Annotated in this window: 16 protein-coding genes; all 16 read left to right on the top strand. The window is 45.3% G+C overall.

The genetic code is table 11. The features are described 5' to 3' along the window. The first annotated feature begins 7 nt into the window (after window positions 1-7). A complete protein-coding gene (locus tag BLS23_RS04460) occupies window positions 8-379 on the top strand; it encodes a YojF family protein (RefSeq protein ID WP_089651333.1) in 372 nt (123 codons plus the stop codon). Next, complete coding sequence (gene bshB2 / locus BLS23_RS04465) at window positions 372-1,028, top strand: bacillithiol biosynthesis deacetylase BshB2 (protein WP_089651334.1); 657 nt, start codon at window positions 372-374, stop codon at window positions 1,026-1,028. The genes BLS23_RS04460 and bshB2 overlap by 8 nt, the downstream gene beginning before the upstream one ends. Window positions 1,029-1,129: 101 nt before the next feature. Beyond that, on the top strand, window positions 1,130-2,161 hold the full coding sequence (locus tag BLS23_RS04470) for a DUF4097 family beta strand repeat-containing protein (RefSeq protein ID WP_089651335.1): 1,032 nt from the start codon (window positions 1,130-1,132) through the stop codon (window positions 2,159-2,161). 34 nt (window positions 2,162-2,195) lie between these two features. Beyond that, window positions 2,196-2,549, top strand: a complete 354-nt coding sequence (locus BLS23_RS04475) for a phage holin family protein (RefSeq protein ID WP_181898657.1) — start codon at window positions 2,196-2,198, stop codon at window positions 2,547-2,549. A 671-nt stretch (window positions 2,550-3,220) separates the two neighbouring features. Then, on the top strand, window positions 3,221-4,153 hold the full coding sequence (hprK, locus tag BLS23_RS04480; RefSeq protein ID WP_089651425.1) for an HPr(Ser) kinase/phosphatase: 933 nt from the start codon (window positions 3,221-3,223) through the stop codon (window positions 4,151-4,153). 15 nt (window positions 4,154-4,168) lie between these two features. Then, entirely contained in the window at window positions 4,169-5,002 is an 834-nt protein-coding gene (lgt, locus tag BLS23_RS04485) for a prolipoprotein diacylglyceryl transferase (RefSeq protein ID WP_089651337.1), read from the top strand. Window positions 5,003-5,015: 13 nt separating this feature from the next. Continuing rightward, a complete protein-coding gene (locus tag BLS23_RS04490; RefSeq protein WP_089651338.1) occupies window positions 5,016-5,972 on the top strand; it encodes a nucleoside recognition domain-containing protein in 957 nt (318 codons plus the stop codon). Continuing rightward, entirely contained in the window at window positions 5,947-6,585 is a 639-nt protein-coding gene (ppaX, locus tag BLS23_RS04495; RefSeq protein ID WP_089651339.1) for a pyrophosphatase PpaX, read from the top strand. The genes BLS23_RS04490 and ppaX overlap by 26 nt, the downstream gene beginning before the upstream one ends. A 4-nt stretch (window positions 6,586-6,589) precedes the next feature. Then, the gene (locus tag BLS23_RS04500) at window positions 6,590-7,111 is read left to right on the top strand and encodes an acyltransferase (protein WP_089651340.1); all 522 of its coding nucleotides are present in this window, start codon (window positions 6,590-6,592) and stop codon (window positions 7,109-7,111) included. Then, the gene (locus tag BLS23_RS04505) at window positions 7,108-7,668 is read left to right on the top strand and encodes a glycerol-3-phosphate responsive antiterminator (protein WP_089651341.1); all 561 of its coding nucleotides are present in this window, start codon (window positions 7,108-7,110) and stop codon (window positions 7,666-7,668) included. Before BLS23_RS04500 ends, BLS23_RS04505 begins: the two co-directional genes overlap by 4 nt. A gap of 109 nt (window positions 7,669-7,777) precedes the next feature. Continuing rightward, window positions 7,778-8,596, top strand: a complete 819-nt coding sequence (locus BLS23_RS04510; protein ID WP_089651342.1) for an MIP/aquaporin family protein — start codon at window positions 7,778-7,780, stop codon at window positions 8,594-8,596. Further along, the gene (gene glpK / locus BLS23_RS04515; protein WP_374189718.1) at window positions 8,593-10,092 is read left to right on the top strand and encodes a glycerol kinase GlpK; all 1,500 of its coding nucleotides are present in this window, start codon (window positions 8,593-8,595) and stop codon (window positions 10,090-10,092) included. Before BLS23_RS04510 ends, glpK begins: the two co-directional genes overlap by 4 nt. Before the next feature lie 232 nt (window positions 10,093-10,324). Continuing rightward, window positions 10,325-11,992 carry a glycerol-3-phosphate dehydrogenase/oxidase gene (locus BLS23_RS04520; protein ID WP_089651344.1) on the top strand — a complete coding sequence of 556 codons (1,668 nt, stop codon included), beginning with the start codon at window positions 10,325-10,327 and terminating at the stop codon, window positions 11,990-11,992. A 111-nt stretch (window positions 11,993-12,103) separates the two neighbouring features. Further along, on the top strand, window positions 12,104-12,922 hold the full coding sequence (locus tag BLS23_RS04525; protein WP_089651345.1) for a hypothetical protein: 819 nt from the start codon (window positions 12,104-12,106) through the stop codon (window positions 12,920-12,922). 704 nt (window positions 12,923-13,626) lie between these two features. After that, window positions 13,627-14,019: a MerR family transcriptional regulator gene (locus BLS23_RS04530; protein ID WP_089651346.1), complete on the top strand. Its 393-nt coding sequence runs from the start codon at window positions 13,627-13,629 to the stop codon at window positions 14,017-14,019. Then, a complete protein-coding gene (locus BLS23_RS04535) occupies window positions 14,016-15,533 on the top strand; it encodes a class I adenylate-forming enzyme family protein (protein WP_089651347.1) in 1,518 nt (505 codons plus the stop codon). Before BLS23_RS04530 ends, BLS23_RS04535 begins: the two co-directional genes overlap by 4 nt. Window positions 15,534-15,538: the final 5 nt, after the last annotated feature.

Here is a 15,538-nt window from a genome sequence, read left to right on the forward strand (position 1 = left end):
AATACGAGTGGATGCCATTCAACAAAAAGTTGTTCAAGAAAAGATTGATCAACTAGCGAATAAAGAAGTTTATGTACACTTAGAAACGACGAACGGGGCTTATGCGAGCCATTTCGATGAAAATGCCTACAACGTCGGGGCTTTCATCCGAAACGCGCAAGTCTCTTACCAACACGGGAAAATTGTCAGTACCGGAGGATCATACCGTGTAGGTCTGAAACTGGACTTAGGCTGGGTATATGCCGAAGGATTGACGGATTACGAAATTGATGAGAAGAACCGGCTGCTCATGGCAGGCCATGACCGTGAAGGCCGTTTGATGGTCGCTCTTGAAATCAGCGAAACACCTTTTTCACATGAGGCGGATCCTGATGAGTAAAGAAAGAGTGGTTGTCATTTTCCCTCATCCCGATGATGAATCGTTCGGAGCGTCTGGTACGATTTCTAAATTCCGTGATGAAGGCGTACCGGTTACCTATCTATGCGGTACGCTCGGGGAGATGGGCCGAAACATGGGCAACCCTGTATTCGCTAATCGCGAAACGCTCTCTTCTTTTCGAAAAAAGGAGTTGGCTGAAGCAGCGAAACAGTTGGATATAGATGTTGAAATGCTTGGCTACAGGGATAAAACATTAGAGTTTGAACCCCGACAGCAAGTGGCTGAGCACCTGAAGAAACGTATTGAATCATTAGGAGCTACCATTATCATTACGCACTATCCTGGATATGCTGTTCATCCGGATCATGACGCGCTTGGTGCAGCCGTGATCGAGGCTGTGGAAAACATGGCAGAGGAGAACCGTCCTCAAGTGTGGATGCATGCCATTTCCAATCACTCGGAACAAGATTTAGGGAAGCCTGAGATCATTACGGATGTACGACCTTACTGGGAAAGAAAATTGGCGGCCATCAAAGCCCACCTCTCCCAGGCTGACGGGATGATGAGCTTGATTGAAGATCATGATCAGGCATCCGAACAATTAGAGCGGCTGAAAACGGAACGCTTTTACACGTACAACTTTCAATGACACCTTACACCTGAGAAACGAACTTAGTTTTCTCAGGTGTTTTTTAGTTTTTGAACCCTTTCAATAGGGAAAAACGTAAGAGATGAAAAGGAGCTGATCTTATGAATGAAGAACGTATGAAAATTCTACAAATGATCGAAAAAGGCACCATCTCTGCAGAAGAAGGCGCGAAACTATTGGAAGCTGTAGAAGAACCTTCTCCTAAAGATTCAGAGCAACGCGATAAGTCTAAATACGGTCTGAGAAATTTCCTGGATGACGCCATGGAAAAAATTAAAAATGCAGATTTCGATTTGTCTTTTGGGGAATACGTCGAATTCACCGATGATACGGTTCTTCCGAAAGAGGAATTTCATGATGCCGACCTTTCTATATCCAACGGTTCTTTAAAACTCCATACTTGGGACCAGGAGGAGGTAAAAGCTTCCTATCAGGTTAAAGTCTATCAGGTGGAAACAGAAGAAGAAGCGCGAGCAAGGTTTCATGATGAAACACAAATGGAGATTAAAAATGGTCTCCTTCGCATCGCAAGCCCATCTAAAAAGATGAAAATGAATGTAGATTTATTCATTCCGAATAAAAAATACGAATTTATCAAATCACAATTAACGAATGGAAATCTTGACCTTGAGAATATCAAGAGTGATCATTTCCAGATGAAAACATCAAATGGAGCTGTTAAAGCGAAGCAGCTTTCTGGGGAGACATGTAAAATACAAACCGGAAACGGCGCTATTCAATTGCAAGAGGGTACTTTCGAAGAGTGTGAAACAGACACAATCAATGGAGCCATTACACTTTCCGGAGATATTGGAAAAGCGGATGCTTCTACGGTCAGTAGCGGTATAACGGTTGATTATAGCGGATCAAAAGCGCACACAGGTTTTTATAAGACGACGACTGGCAAAATACAAGTATCTCTTCCTACAGAAAAGAAAGTCGATGGGGTCTTGAGAACGAAATTCGGTCAAATTCAATGTGAATTGGAGAATTACAAGATCTTAAAAGACCGAAAAGATGTTACCAACAAGATGTTGGAATTCGAAGCGTACGAACAATTTGAAAATGCATATCATATAGAAGCAGAGACGAAGACGGGTTCTGTTACCGTACAACCTCCTGTCCAGCTCTGAGAAGAGAACGATTCATGAAAGGCAGGCTGAAATTATGAAGAATTGGTTAATCCACATCGTCGTCAACGCCATCGCCATTATTGCGGTGGGAGCACTCTTTGATTCCGTAATGATTGACGGTGTTGGAGGCGCATTGCTCGCGGCACTGATTTTATCGATCCTCAATGCGATCGTAAGGCCGGTCTTAGTGATCCTCACTTTACCGATTACGATCCTATCGCTCGGTCTATTCCTATTCATCATCAACGCCATTACCTTATGGCTGACGGATGCATTCCTAGGAAGTACTTTTGAGATTGATGGCTTCGGCATGACCATCATTGCCGCCATCATCATATCCCTGATCAACCTTGTATTGAACAGCTTATTCAAGGATATGAAAAAATAACCCCCGTACCGTATGAGCCCACTCATACGGTTTTTTTGTTCTCTTTCTTCCACTAAAGTTCCCGATTCTTGAAGACTCAGTTTCGAGACTTTTGTTGAGTGGATGGAGGCTGCGGGGAATGGCTCGCTTTCCGCGGGAGCGCGATGAGCCTCCTCGAGCTTAGCTCTGCGGGGTCTCACCAAGCACTTTTTTCCCGCAGGAGTCTCGCCATTCCCCTCCGCCCACTTGCCGGAAGAGATTCTCGAAACTACCTTCCAGTAAGAGAAGCTTTTATGGTTGAGAATCCTATATCGACGGGGTTAAGGTGGATTTTACTACAGAACTAGGCAGGGTACTTCAAGAGCGATTTCGAGAGCCTCATATGGTAAAGGGCCGGAGGGAAACGGTGAGACTCCTGTGGGAAGTGCGTGGTAGATGAGACCCCGCAGAGCGTTAGCTCGAGGAGGCTCATCACTCGCCCACGGAAAGCGAACCTTTTCCCGTAGCCCCTAAACGCACACAAGCATCTCGAATTAGTCTTACACAATCCTGCCAGATAGTTGAATAAGTTAGCTCCGGTAAAGAGGATTTTCTAGATGGAAATACTAGTAAAAAACCTCCCTATCCAAGATTTATTGAAAACATGCTACAATAGGGGACAGTGATTGATGAAAGAGGAGGTTGATGGACAAATGAGCAAGGTCCGTACACAAGATTTGTTAGAACAATTCGCGCTTGAACTCGTTGCCGGTGCTGACGGCGTCCACCGTGAAATACATATGAGTGATATTTCTCGTCCTGGAGTAGAAATGACAGGGTATTTCAAATTTTATCCGAAAGATCGTCTACAGCTGCTCGGCAAGACAGAACTCTCTTACTTTAATGAACTGACGAAAGATCAGAGGAGAGAGAGAGCGGAAAAACTTTGTACAGATGTAACGCCTGGAATCGTTATTACCCGGGGAATGGATATTCCTGATGAGCTTTATGAAGCTGCCAATGACGCGGGCGTTCCGCTGATGTTGTCGCCATATAAAACGACAAGAGTGATTAGCCGCCTGACGAATTATCTGGAATCCAAGTTTGCTCCGTTTACGGCTATCCATGGTGTGCTTGTCGACATTTATGGTATCGGTGTTTTGATTACGGGCCAAAGTGGTGTCGGTAAAAGTGAGACGGCCCTAGAGCTGGTTAAGCGAGGGCATCGTCTTGTGGCTGATGATAGTGTTGAAATTCGACAGGAGGATTATGACACGTTAATCGGAAACAGCCCTCCGCTTATTGAACACCTTTTGGAAATTCGTGGACTAGGCATTATTAATGTGATGACATTATTCGGTGCGGGAGCTGTTCGAAGTTACAAACGGATCACGCTCGTTATCAACCTTGAATTATGGGAAAAGAACAAACAATACGACCGTCTTGGTTTAGAAGAAGAAACGATGAAGATCATGGATGTTCAAGTTCCGAAAGCAACGATTCCTGTTCGTCCTGGTCGGAACCTTGCTGTCATTATAGAAGTTGCTGCTATGAACTTCCGTTTGAAGCGTATGGGCGTCAATGCTGCTGAAGAGTTTTCAGAGCGTTTGACGAAAGTTATCGACCAAGATCAAACGCAGGAGTAAAGGAGGAAACCACTAATGATGTGTACACCTGAACCGTTGAATCCGGTCTTCCTCCAGTTCGGTCCAATTTCGATATACTGGTATGGCTTAATTATTGCCACAGGAGCTTTTCTTGGACTATGGATTGCAACGCGAGAGACCGAACGTCTCGGTTTGAAAAAAGACTACATGGTCGATATCGTCGTATTTGCGATTCCGGCAGCCATCGTGTGTGCCAGGCTTTATTATGTCATTTTTGAATGGGATCGTTATGCTGGTGGACCATGGTGGAAAGTTTTTGCCGTGTGGGAAGGCGGGATCGCCATTCACGGTGCACTGATTGGCTCAGTGTTGACTGCTTATATTTATACGAAAATTAAAGGATTATCCTTCTGGATGATGGCGGACATTGCTGCACCAAGTATTATTCTGGGGCAGGCGATTGGTCGCTGGGGAAACTTTATGAACCAGGAGGCCCACGGCGGTCCGGTATCCGAATCTTTTTATAATAACTTTATGCAGTATTTACCCGGGTTTATCAATCAGCAAATGTGCATTGATGGTACGGTCTATCACCCGACCTTTTTATATGAATCTGTGTGGAATATCATCGGATTTATATTGCTGTTAGTTTTGCGTCATAAATTTAATCCTCGCCGCGGAGAAGTGTTCTTAAGCTATGTGATTTGGTATTCTGTTGGTCGTTTCTTTGTAGAAGGTATGAGGACAGACAGCCTTTATCTCTTTGGTGAGATTCGTACGGCACAATTTATCTCCATCGTGCTTGTCGTTGGAGCGGTCATTGCGATCCTTTACCGGAGAAAGAATGGTATGGCGAATAAATATTATAACGGAAAGAAAGTAAAATAAGGGAGCAGGTAGCATGAAGGGGATTTTAAAACGCGGAAGTAAAAAGGGATTGGAATTGACGTGGACGCTCGGAAAAGTCATTTTTCCCGTAACGTTAATTGTCACGATTCTTCAATACACGCCGGTCCTCCCATGGGTGATGGAGAAACTGGAACCTTTGATGGGATGGATCGGACTATCCGGTGAAGCTGCTGTTCCTCTTGTTTTAGGTAACTTTTTAAACCTTTATGCAGGCATTGCGGCGATCATATCTTTCGAATTCACGGTAAAAGAAGTGTTCATTCTTGCCGTAATGCTTTCCTTTTCCCATAACTTACTGATCGAATCGACGGTTGCTAAAAGGGTAGGTGTGAGCTGGTGGTTTGTAGCCGGCGTCCGGTTGAGTCTCGCATTGGTCTCGGCTGCCCTCATCAACGTTTTTTGGAAAGGCGGAGGCGAAACAGCGAAATATGGCTTTGCGCCTGAGAAGACAGCCGATCCGAATGGATGGACAGAGATCATTTTTCAGGGCGTGCAAACCGCCTTCATGGGGATCGTGCAGCTTGCATTGATTGTCATCCCTTTGATGATTTTCATGCAGTATCTACGTGAAAAAGGATGGCTTGACCGTTTTTCAGGCTGGGTAGCTCCTGCAACTAGGTTTCTCGGAATGGAACGCAACACATCGATGACCCTTGTCGCAGGACTGACTATTGGGCTCGCATACGGTGCAGGCTTGATGATTCAGGCAGTGGAAGAGGACGGCGTTTCAAGGAAAGATATGTATTTAGCCATTCTCTTCCTTGTCTCCTGTCACGCGGTCGTTGAGGATACGCTGATCTTTATTCCGCTCGGTATTCCGGTTTGGCCATTGCTTTTGATCCGTCTATTGACGGCGATTGTGTTAACGGCTGCCGTCGGCTTCGTTTGGAACAGACTACAACAGAAAAGAAAGGATCCTTCCAATGAGCATACGTACCATTCTCTTTGATTTAGATGGGACGTTGATCGATACGAATGAATTGATCATCGCTTCCTTTACTCATACGATTGAACAATATTCTGATCGCTTTTATGAGCGTGAAGAAATTCTCGACTTTATTGGTCCTCCTTTAAGGGAGAGCCTGCAAAAAGTGAACCCTGACAAAGTGGAGGAAATGGTCGAGACGTACCGTAAACATAACATTGAAAACCACAACCGTTACGTGAAAGCCTATGAGGGCGTGGTGGAAACGATTGAAACACTGAAAGAACAAGGATACAAATTAGGTATTGTGACGACGAAAATGAGGAATACCGTTCATATGGGTCTTGAACTGACAAATCTGGATGGACTATTTGAAACGGTCGTCACGCTTGATGATGTTACAAATGCGAAGCCACACCCTGAACCGATTGTGAAGGCTTTGAACCACTTGGATTCGCAAGCTTCTGAGGCGATGATGGTCGGAGACAACACGCACGACATCGAAGCAGGGCAGAATGCGGGAACGAAAACAGCCGGGGTTGCCTGGACGGTTAAAGGAAGAAAAGTACTCGACGACTTGAACCCTGATTACATGCTTGATAATATGCGTGATCTATTAAAAATTACAGGAGGATGACTGTATGAGGAAAACGGAACGCCACCCGGTCAAAGGAGCCAATTCACTTTGGCACATATATAAGACGGTCCCGTTTTTCAAAGTGGTCAAAAACTTCTTTTTTATTCAAATGGCCCGGTACACCCCGTTTCTTTCTATGAAGAATTGGTTGTACCGGACTTTTCTCCATATGAAGGTGGGCGATCAAACGGCTTTTGCCTTGATGGTCATGGTGGATATTATGTTTCCCGAAAAAATCAAGGTAGGGCGGAATTCGGTCATTGGTTACAATACAACGATTCTCGCTCATGAATATTTGATCGAAGAGTACCGTCTCGGAAATGTTGTGATTGGGGATGAGGTTTTGATTGGAGCGAATACGACGATTCTTCCTGGTGTCACAATCGGTGACCGTGCCGTTGTCTCTGCTGGTACCTTGGTACATAAAGATGTGCCTGCAGGTGCATTCGTCGGAGGAAACCCGATGCAGCTCATCTATACGAAAGAACAGATGGAAGAACGGAGAAAGAACGGGGGAGAAGAATGACTTTGACACAGTCGGTTCTGCCTGCAGTAAAAAAAATCAAAGAATTTGAAGCCTTGTTAGAAAGTGAAACGGATTATATTATTCTTTTGGAGAGCCGGTTAGGTCTCTTAAGAAAACTCGTCAAGATCGGACAAAAGGCTGGTAAGAAAGTATTTGTCCACGTAGACTTGATTCAAGGTTTGAAAGCGGATGATTATGGCATGGAATACATAGGGCAGGAAGTGAAGCCTGATGGTGTCATTTCAACGAGAGCTCATGTTATTCAACAAGCAAAAAAGTATCATCTTGTTTCTGTCCAGCGATTGTTTTTAATCGACAGCCAGGCGATTGAACATAATGTGAAGATCATTAAAAAAACTGAGCCGGACTTCGTTGAAGTTTTACCGGGCGTATTACCGGGAATGATAAAAGAGATCAAGGAGCATATCGGCATTCCTGTCATTGCTGGAGGCTTGATTCGTTCAAAGCAAGAAGTTGATCAAGCGCTTGCCTCGGGTGCTTCTGCAGTCTCTACTTCACGTTCTGAATTATGGCATTTTAACAGCGAGAATACATAATCACCTTTCGTGAAGAGGCTGACCCGATTATCCACACAATGATTAGATCAAACTAATGTTGTGTGGTTTTTTGTACGTCAATCGTGGTACACAGAAAGGAGATCGCATCATGACTGAATTCATGGGTGAGCTGATTGGCACCATGATCCTCATTATTTTCGGGGGCGGAGTCATCGCAGGTGCCAATTTAAAAGCAACAAAAGCAGAAGGGAACTGGGTGCTGATTACCATTGCCTGGGGACTTGCCGTAGCGATGGGTGTCTACGCTGTAGGGAGAGTGACAGGTGCTCATATCAACCCTGCCGTTACACTCGGACTTGCAACGGTCGGTGATTTTCCTTGGAGCAAAGTTCCGATGTATATTACCGCGCAGATGGCGGGTGCATTCTTAGGAGCTGTCATCGTTTTCTTTCACTATCTTCCTCACTGGAAGGATACAGAAGATCAGTTGGCGATCAAGTCGATTTTCTGTACAGACCCAGCCATCCGCAGTCCGATTTCAAATCTTGTCAGTGAAATCATCGGAACATTTGTATTAGTCATGGGAATCTTGTTTATCGGCGCGAATGATTTTACACAGGGATTAAACCCTCTCATTGTCGGTTTATTGATTGTAGCGATCGGGATGTCCCTTGGTGCGACAACGGGTTATGCAATCAATCCAGCCCGTGATTTAGGACCACGACTAGCTCATGCTCTGTTACCGATTCCAGGAAAAGGGGACTCGGATTGGGGGTACTCATGGATCCCAGTTTTCGGCCCGGTAATCGGCGGCGTCTATGGCGGGTTATTTTATCAAGCCATTTTCGAAACGAATGCGAATGGCTGGTTCTGGATTGGCACCATCATCATTTTACTTATTTTACTTTCCTCCATGCGTGTGGAGCTGAAAAAAGTGCAGAAATCTGAAAAAGGAGTGGAATCATGAAACAGTACATTTTATCGATCGATCAGGGTACAACAAGTTCAAGAGCGATTTTGTTCAACCATGAAGGACAGATTGTAGAAACCGCTCAAAAAGAATTCGAGCAGCATTTTCCAAAACCAGGTTGGGTAGAACACGATGCGAACGAAATTTGGACTTCTGTTCTTGCGTGTATTGCGGATGTATTAAGAAAATCAGATGTAGAAGCGAGTCAGGTCGCAGGCATTGGAATTACAAACCAACGTGAAACTACAGTCGTTTGGGACAAAAACACGGGCAAACCGATTTATAAAGCAATCGTCTGGCAGTCCCGTCAAACGCAGAGCATCTGTAATGAATTGAAAAAACAAGGGTTGGAAGATACATTCAGAGATAAAACAGGTCTCTTACTCGATCCATACTTTGCAGGAACTAAGGTGAAATGGATTTTAGACAATGTTGACGGAGCGAAAGAAAAAGCGGAAAACGGAGACCTCATGTTCGGAACGATTGATACATGGCTTGTCTACAAACTTTCTGGACAAAAAACACATGTGACAGACTATTCCAATGCATCCCGTACATTGATGTACAATATTCATGACTTGAAGTGGGATGACGAACTGCTCGATATCCTGGATGTACCGAAGAGCATGTTGCCGGAAGTCAAGCCTTCATCTGAGGTGTACGCGAATACTGTGGATTATCACTTCTACGGAAAAGAAGTCCCGATTGCAGGAATTGCCGGTGATCAGCAGGCGGCTCTTTTCGGACAAGCTTGTTTTGAAAAAGGGATGGGTAAGAACACCTACGGTACTGGTGGATTCATGTTGTTGAACACCGGAGAAGAAGCAGTCAAATCCGAGCATGGACTGTTGACGACGCTTGCCTGGGGCATTGATGGAAAAGTCGAATATGCCTTGGAAGGAAGCATCTTTGTGTCAGGTTCTGCCATCCAATGGCTTCGTGACGGGTTGAACATGGTTGAATCTTCTCCACAGAGTGAAGAAATCGCCGGTCAGGTGAAATCTACGGACGGCGTCTACGTTGTTCCTGCCTTTGTCGGTCTTGGCACGCCATATTGGGACAGCGAAGCTCGTGGGGCTGTTTTCGGTCTTACGCGTGGTACGACCAAAGCTCACTTTGTACGAGCTACGCTTGAATCTCTTGCGTATCAGACGAAAGATGTCGTGGATGCGATGGTCGAAGATTCAGGCATTGAAGTGAAAAAACTTCGTGTCGATGGAGGTGCCGTCAAAAACAACCTCTTGATGCAGTTCCAGAGTGATTTGCTTGATGTGACGGTTGAGCGTCCGGAGGTTAATGAAACAACAGCTCTTGGTGCAGCTTACCTTGCGGGGCTTGCAGTAGGTTTCTGGGAAAATCGACAGGAAATCGCGAATCAATGGAAAGTGGAAAGAGAGTTCGAGCCTAGTATGAATGAAGAGAAAAGTAAGAAACTATACAAAGGCTGGCAAAAAGCTGTGGAAGCGACAAGGGTGTTCAAACAAGAAGAATAAATCCTTGAAAACATCTCCCTCTCTGATATAATTGAGTTACAAGTTAATGAAAACGGTCGGAGATACGGAGAGACCACGAAGCTTTATGCAATCCGCATAAGAGTTTTCGTGGTCTCTTTTTTTATGACATGAATGAGCACTCGATGAGCAATCCGACACATATTCTTTGCTGAAAAAGGGAATACCCGTATCAGACCATAAATTTGAAGACAACGGAAGAAGGAGAGATAGCATGCAATCATTTTCTAGTTACGAAAGACAAAATCAGTTCAACCGTTTAACCCAGGAAGAGTGGGATGTTCTCGTCATAGGCGGTGGAATCACAGGGTCTGGAATCGCTCTCGATGCAGCGAGCCGTGGCATGAAAACGGCAGTTGTTGAAATGCAGGATTATGCCGCAGGTACGTCCAGTCGTTCCACGAAACTGGTGCACGGCGGTTTGAGATATTTGAAACAGTTCGAAGTGAAAATGGTCGCTGAGGTAGGGAAAGAGCGGGAGATCGTTTATGAAAATGGCCCTCATGTGACGACACCAGAATGGATGATGCTTCCATTTCATGAAGGCGGAAACTTCGGGCCGTTCTCCACAAATGTCGGTCTTCGTGTGTATGACTACCTTGCAGGAGTAAAAAAAGCGGAACGTCGAACGATGATGAGTGCAGATGAAGCTGTTGAACGGGAACCTCTTGTGAAAAGGGATGGTTTGAAAGGCGCAGGGTACTATGTGGAGTACAAGACAGATGATGCCCGCCTTACGCTCGAAGTCATGAAGAAAGCCGTAGAGCATGGTGCATGTTCGACCAACTATGCAAAAGTCGTGGACTTCATTTATGATGACAATGGAAGTATCGTTGGTGCAAAAGTCGAAGATACGGTATCAGGAGAACAGTATCATGTCAAAGCGAAAAAAATCATCAATGCAGGCGGGCCGTGGGTCGATGAGCTTCGTGAAATTGATGGTTCGAAAAAAGGCAAAACTCTGCAGCTGACAAAAGGGGTTCACCTAGTCTTTGATCAGTCTGTCTTCCCATTGAGGCAGGCAATTTATTTCGACAGCCCGGACGGCCGCATGATTTTCGCCATTCCGCGTGACGGTAAGACCTATATCGGAACAACGGACACAACCTACGATCAGGAAATCGCTCATCCTACGATGACGGAAGAGGACCGCGATTATATTCTGAACGCAATGAAGATGATGTTCCCAACCGTTGATGTCACGGCTGACGACGTAGAATCAAGCTGGGCAGGCCTGCGTCCACTGATCCATGAAGAAGGAAAAGATCCGTCCGAGATTTCTCGTAAAGATGAAATTTTCGTTTCCGATTCTGGCCTCATTTCCATGGCCGGTGGAAAACTTACCGGGTATCGCAAAATGGCACAAACCGCTGTAGATCTTGTTCGTGATCAACTGATGGAAGAGTACGGCATTCGTTATTCTGATTCCGAAACAAAAAACATGCCGATCTCTGGTGGCGATGTTGGAGGTTCCAAAGGCTTCAAGAAATTTAAAGAAGAGCGGGTTCAGATCGGTGAATCTCTAGGACTGAGTCAAGAAGATGCCGATAAATTGATCCAGCTATACGGTTCAAATGTCGACAAAGTCTTCAACAACTTCAAGGATCGTAAAGAAGAAGCATCCCAAGAAGGGGTGGACCCAGTGGTCTTTGCCCAGCTTGTATATGCTCTGGAAGAAGAAATGACGTACAAGCCTGTCGACTTCTTTGTCAGACGAACGGCCGCACTATTCTTTAATATTCAGTGGGTACGTGATCATAAAACATCCGTTATCGATTATATGGCGAAAGCCCTGAATTACAGTGAGCAGCAAAAGCAGGAATATACGGAACAGCTTGATCAACTTTTAGAAGAAGCTGTTACACCAATCGAATACGTGTAAAACACAGAGACTTCTCCTTCATCGGAGGAGTCTTTTTCTTACATAATTTTGAAACTTATTTCGCTTTCATTCGTACTTATAGTAAAGCTTCTTTTTTTAGGAGGATATAAGATGTCGCTTGTTCAGAACATGATTTATCAAGATGCAAGAAGACAGTTATGGAGCGGAACACTTCTCTCATTCATATCTATCGTTTTTATTCTAGGTATGGTCACATTCAATCCCAGCAGTTTTATTATTTCTGTCGTTTACGCAGCGATTTTTGCCATCACAGGAGCTGGACTTCTAAAAGGTGGCTATGCCGATCTTCAAAAATCTAAAACCGTTTCGGATTTTGAACGGGACCCTACGCAAGATTCCTTAGAACGAGTACCTGCAAGAATGTATATGGGGCAGAATAAGCTTAAATCCTTTCAGGCTGGCTTGTTTGATATGGATGGGAAGAGCTATGGTGAAATTCAGGAAAACATCCAGTGGAAACATAAAGCTTTAACGATGTTTACAGCCGTATTTTCCTATGACCACTTTAGACCGGCCATATTCACTTTCAAAAACCAAATCGGCGAACAGCTTTATCAGATTGAGAAAAAAGGCGGTTTTAAGTGGAGAGGATATATCCAGCACAAAGAAGGAGCCTATGTGGCTTACACAAAGCAAACCAAAAATAAAACGACCGGCCAGCGCATCACCCGCTATATAGAAGGAGATCAATGCCGCTGGAGCGCAGAAGGTGACGACTTCATCGGGCATTTTAAGATTAGAGACCATGAAGGGAATTTATGGGCAGTTATTAAAAGAGGGGCTATTCCCCGCGAAGCTGCGGAGCGATTTGAAGAAATGCCTGGATATTTGGTCGAATGGAACATCCGCGACAACGTCCCAGCCTCCCTTCTAGCTTTCCTATTCCTCCTCCACTCCAAAGAAAGATAACTACCTGCTTTATTAAAGAATATGGCAGGATTGTGGAAGACGCGATTTCGAAATGTTTCGGTGTTCGTTGCTTCGGATGAGCGTTAGGGGTGGCTGGGAAGCTACTCGCTTTCCTGTGGGGGAGCGCCGAGCTTCCTCGGACTACGTCCTGCGGGATCTCGTCTATCTCCTTCTCCCACGGGAGTCTCGCAGCTTCCCAACCACCCCATTCGATAAAGGTGAAAAACGAACACCTTTACTGCGGGAGGGTGCCCTCAACTTTCCTAGTGTTATAAGCATAAAGCGCTCTATAACAAGCCTTTCACAGGAAGAGTAGCGCCCTTAGGAGTTCATTCCCCTCCAATAACTATGTACATAAAAGCAGCTTGTTCCGGAAGTGGTTTCGAGATACATATATGGTAAAGGGCGGAGGGGAATGGCGAGACTCCTGCGGGAAAAAAGTGCATGGTGAGACCCCACAGGACGAAGTCCGAGGAGGCTCACCGCGCTCCCGCGGAAAGCGAGCTATTCCCCGCAGCCCCCATCAACTCAACAAAAGTCTCGAAACTGAGTCTTCAAGAATAGGGAGCTATACTTTATGAAAGCACTTTTTTAGTAAGGTGCTTTTTTAATTGGTAATTTCCATTTTTTTATAGTTGAACTTTACGTTAACGTTAATGGTATATTAAAATTGTTAGAATTTTCATTCAATGAGAGGGGATCGAATGACAGGACGTTTATCTATACAACAAGTGGCCGAAAAATTTGATGTGACTCAGCGGACCATCCGGTACTATGAAGAACTTGGGCTGGTCAGACCTTCCCGCAGCTCGGGCGGGCATCGTTCTTTTTCTCCGAAGGATCTGACACGCCTCGGGCTTGTTTTTCGTGGGAAAAAGTATGGCTTCCAGCTTGATGAAATCAAAGAAATGATCCATCTTTTCGACCAGGACCCCTCAGGTGTCCGTCAGCTTGAACGGACGCTTACCTATGGCAGAGGAAAAATGCAGGAGGTGGACGACCGGATTCGGGAGTTGGAACAGTTAAAAGCAGAAATGGGTCAGTGGCTCGACAAATTCGAAGAAGAATTGAAGGAACGGAGAGGAGATCCTGTATGAATCTTTCTGAATTATTAGCTTACCAGTCTCGTAAATACCCGGAAAAAGAAGGGATTGTTACACCTGAAGAACGTATGACCTATCAAGAGTGGAACAGTCAGGTGAACCAGTTTGCCAGAGGTTTGATGAGGTCAGGGATTCAGGCTGGAGATAAGGTGATCATCCATATGCCGAATACGAAGGAGTTTGTCATCAGTTACTTTGCCATCCACCGGCTTGGAGCGATCGTCGTCCCGATTAATGCTCGATTAGTATTGAATGAAATTACGTATATTTACGACCACAGTGATGCCGTCGCTTTGCTCACACATGATTTGCTTATTGATCAAGTGAGAGGACTTGCAGATGAAAGAGAGGGCACATTCATAAAAACAGGGAAGGCGGACGGGGCATGGCAATCATTTTCTGAAATCCTTGCAAAAGAAGAACCGCTGGAAATGGTGAACGAAGCGCATGAAGATGAAGAAGCTTCGATTTTATATACATCAGGGACAACGGGGCAGCCGAAGGGGGTTGTCTTTACCCACAAAAATATTTTGACGGTCTCTTCGATGATGGCTGTGGAACTGGAAATGAAGCCAACCAGTCGTATGCTTCATATGATGCCATTCAGTCATTCCGCGCCTCTGCATCTCTTTTTAGCAGGGGGCACGTTCGTCGGTGCTACGCACATCATCGCTCCTACTTTTACTCCAGACTTATTGCTTGAGCTTGCTTCGAGCGAACGGGCGTCACACTTTTTCGGAGCACCTGTCGCTTATTTAATGACGGCCAAGCATCCACAAGTGAAGGAAACGGATTTGAGCTGGGTGAAATATTGGACATATGGAGGCGCGCCTCTGTCTAAAAAAGAAGTCCAGTTTGTGAGAGAGCAGTTTGAAACGGACAGCCTCTGCTGTTTATATGGTCTGACGGAAGCGGGACCAAGCGGGACGTTGCTGCTTCCACAGGAGCATGATGAAAAAGCTGGCAGTGTAGGGAAACGTGCGGCGCTTCATTGTGAAATGCGCGTTGTTGATGAAAATGGGCGAGAAGTAGGAAACGGCCAAGTGGGCGAAATCGCACTAAAAGGTGAAGGAATTATGAAAGGCTATTATAAAGATGAAGAAAAAACGGCCGCCACCTTCCGTGATGGCTGGCTGCTTACAGGGGATATGGGCGAAAAGGATGAGGACGGATACTTGTGGGTCATTGACCGGAAAAAGGATATGATTATCTCGGGTGGTGTCAACATTTATCCACGCGAAGTAGAAGAGCTTTTGTTGCAGCATCCACACATTGAAGATGTGGCTGTCGTAGGCGTTCCACATCCAGATTGGGGCGAGACCGTCAAAGCGCACATCGTTCAAACCGGGCAAATGACAGATATGGAAAATGAATGCCGTCTCTTTTTGCAAGAACACCTGGCGGATTATAAGATTCCGAAACTCTATGAGGAAATGGACGAGCTGCCGAGGAACGCCACAGGGAAATTGTTGAAGCATCGTTTGCGTGAACAGGCGCGTCAAGCCTAAGGGGG

Origin of the sequence: Halobacillus aidingensis (genome assembly GCF_900104185.1) — a bacterium.
Lineage (GTDB): Bacteria > Bacillota > Bacilli > Bacillales > Halobacillaceae > Halobacillus > Halobacillus aidingensis.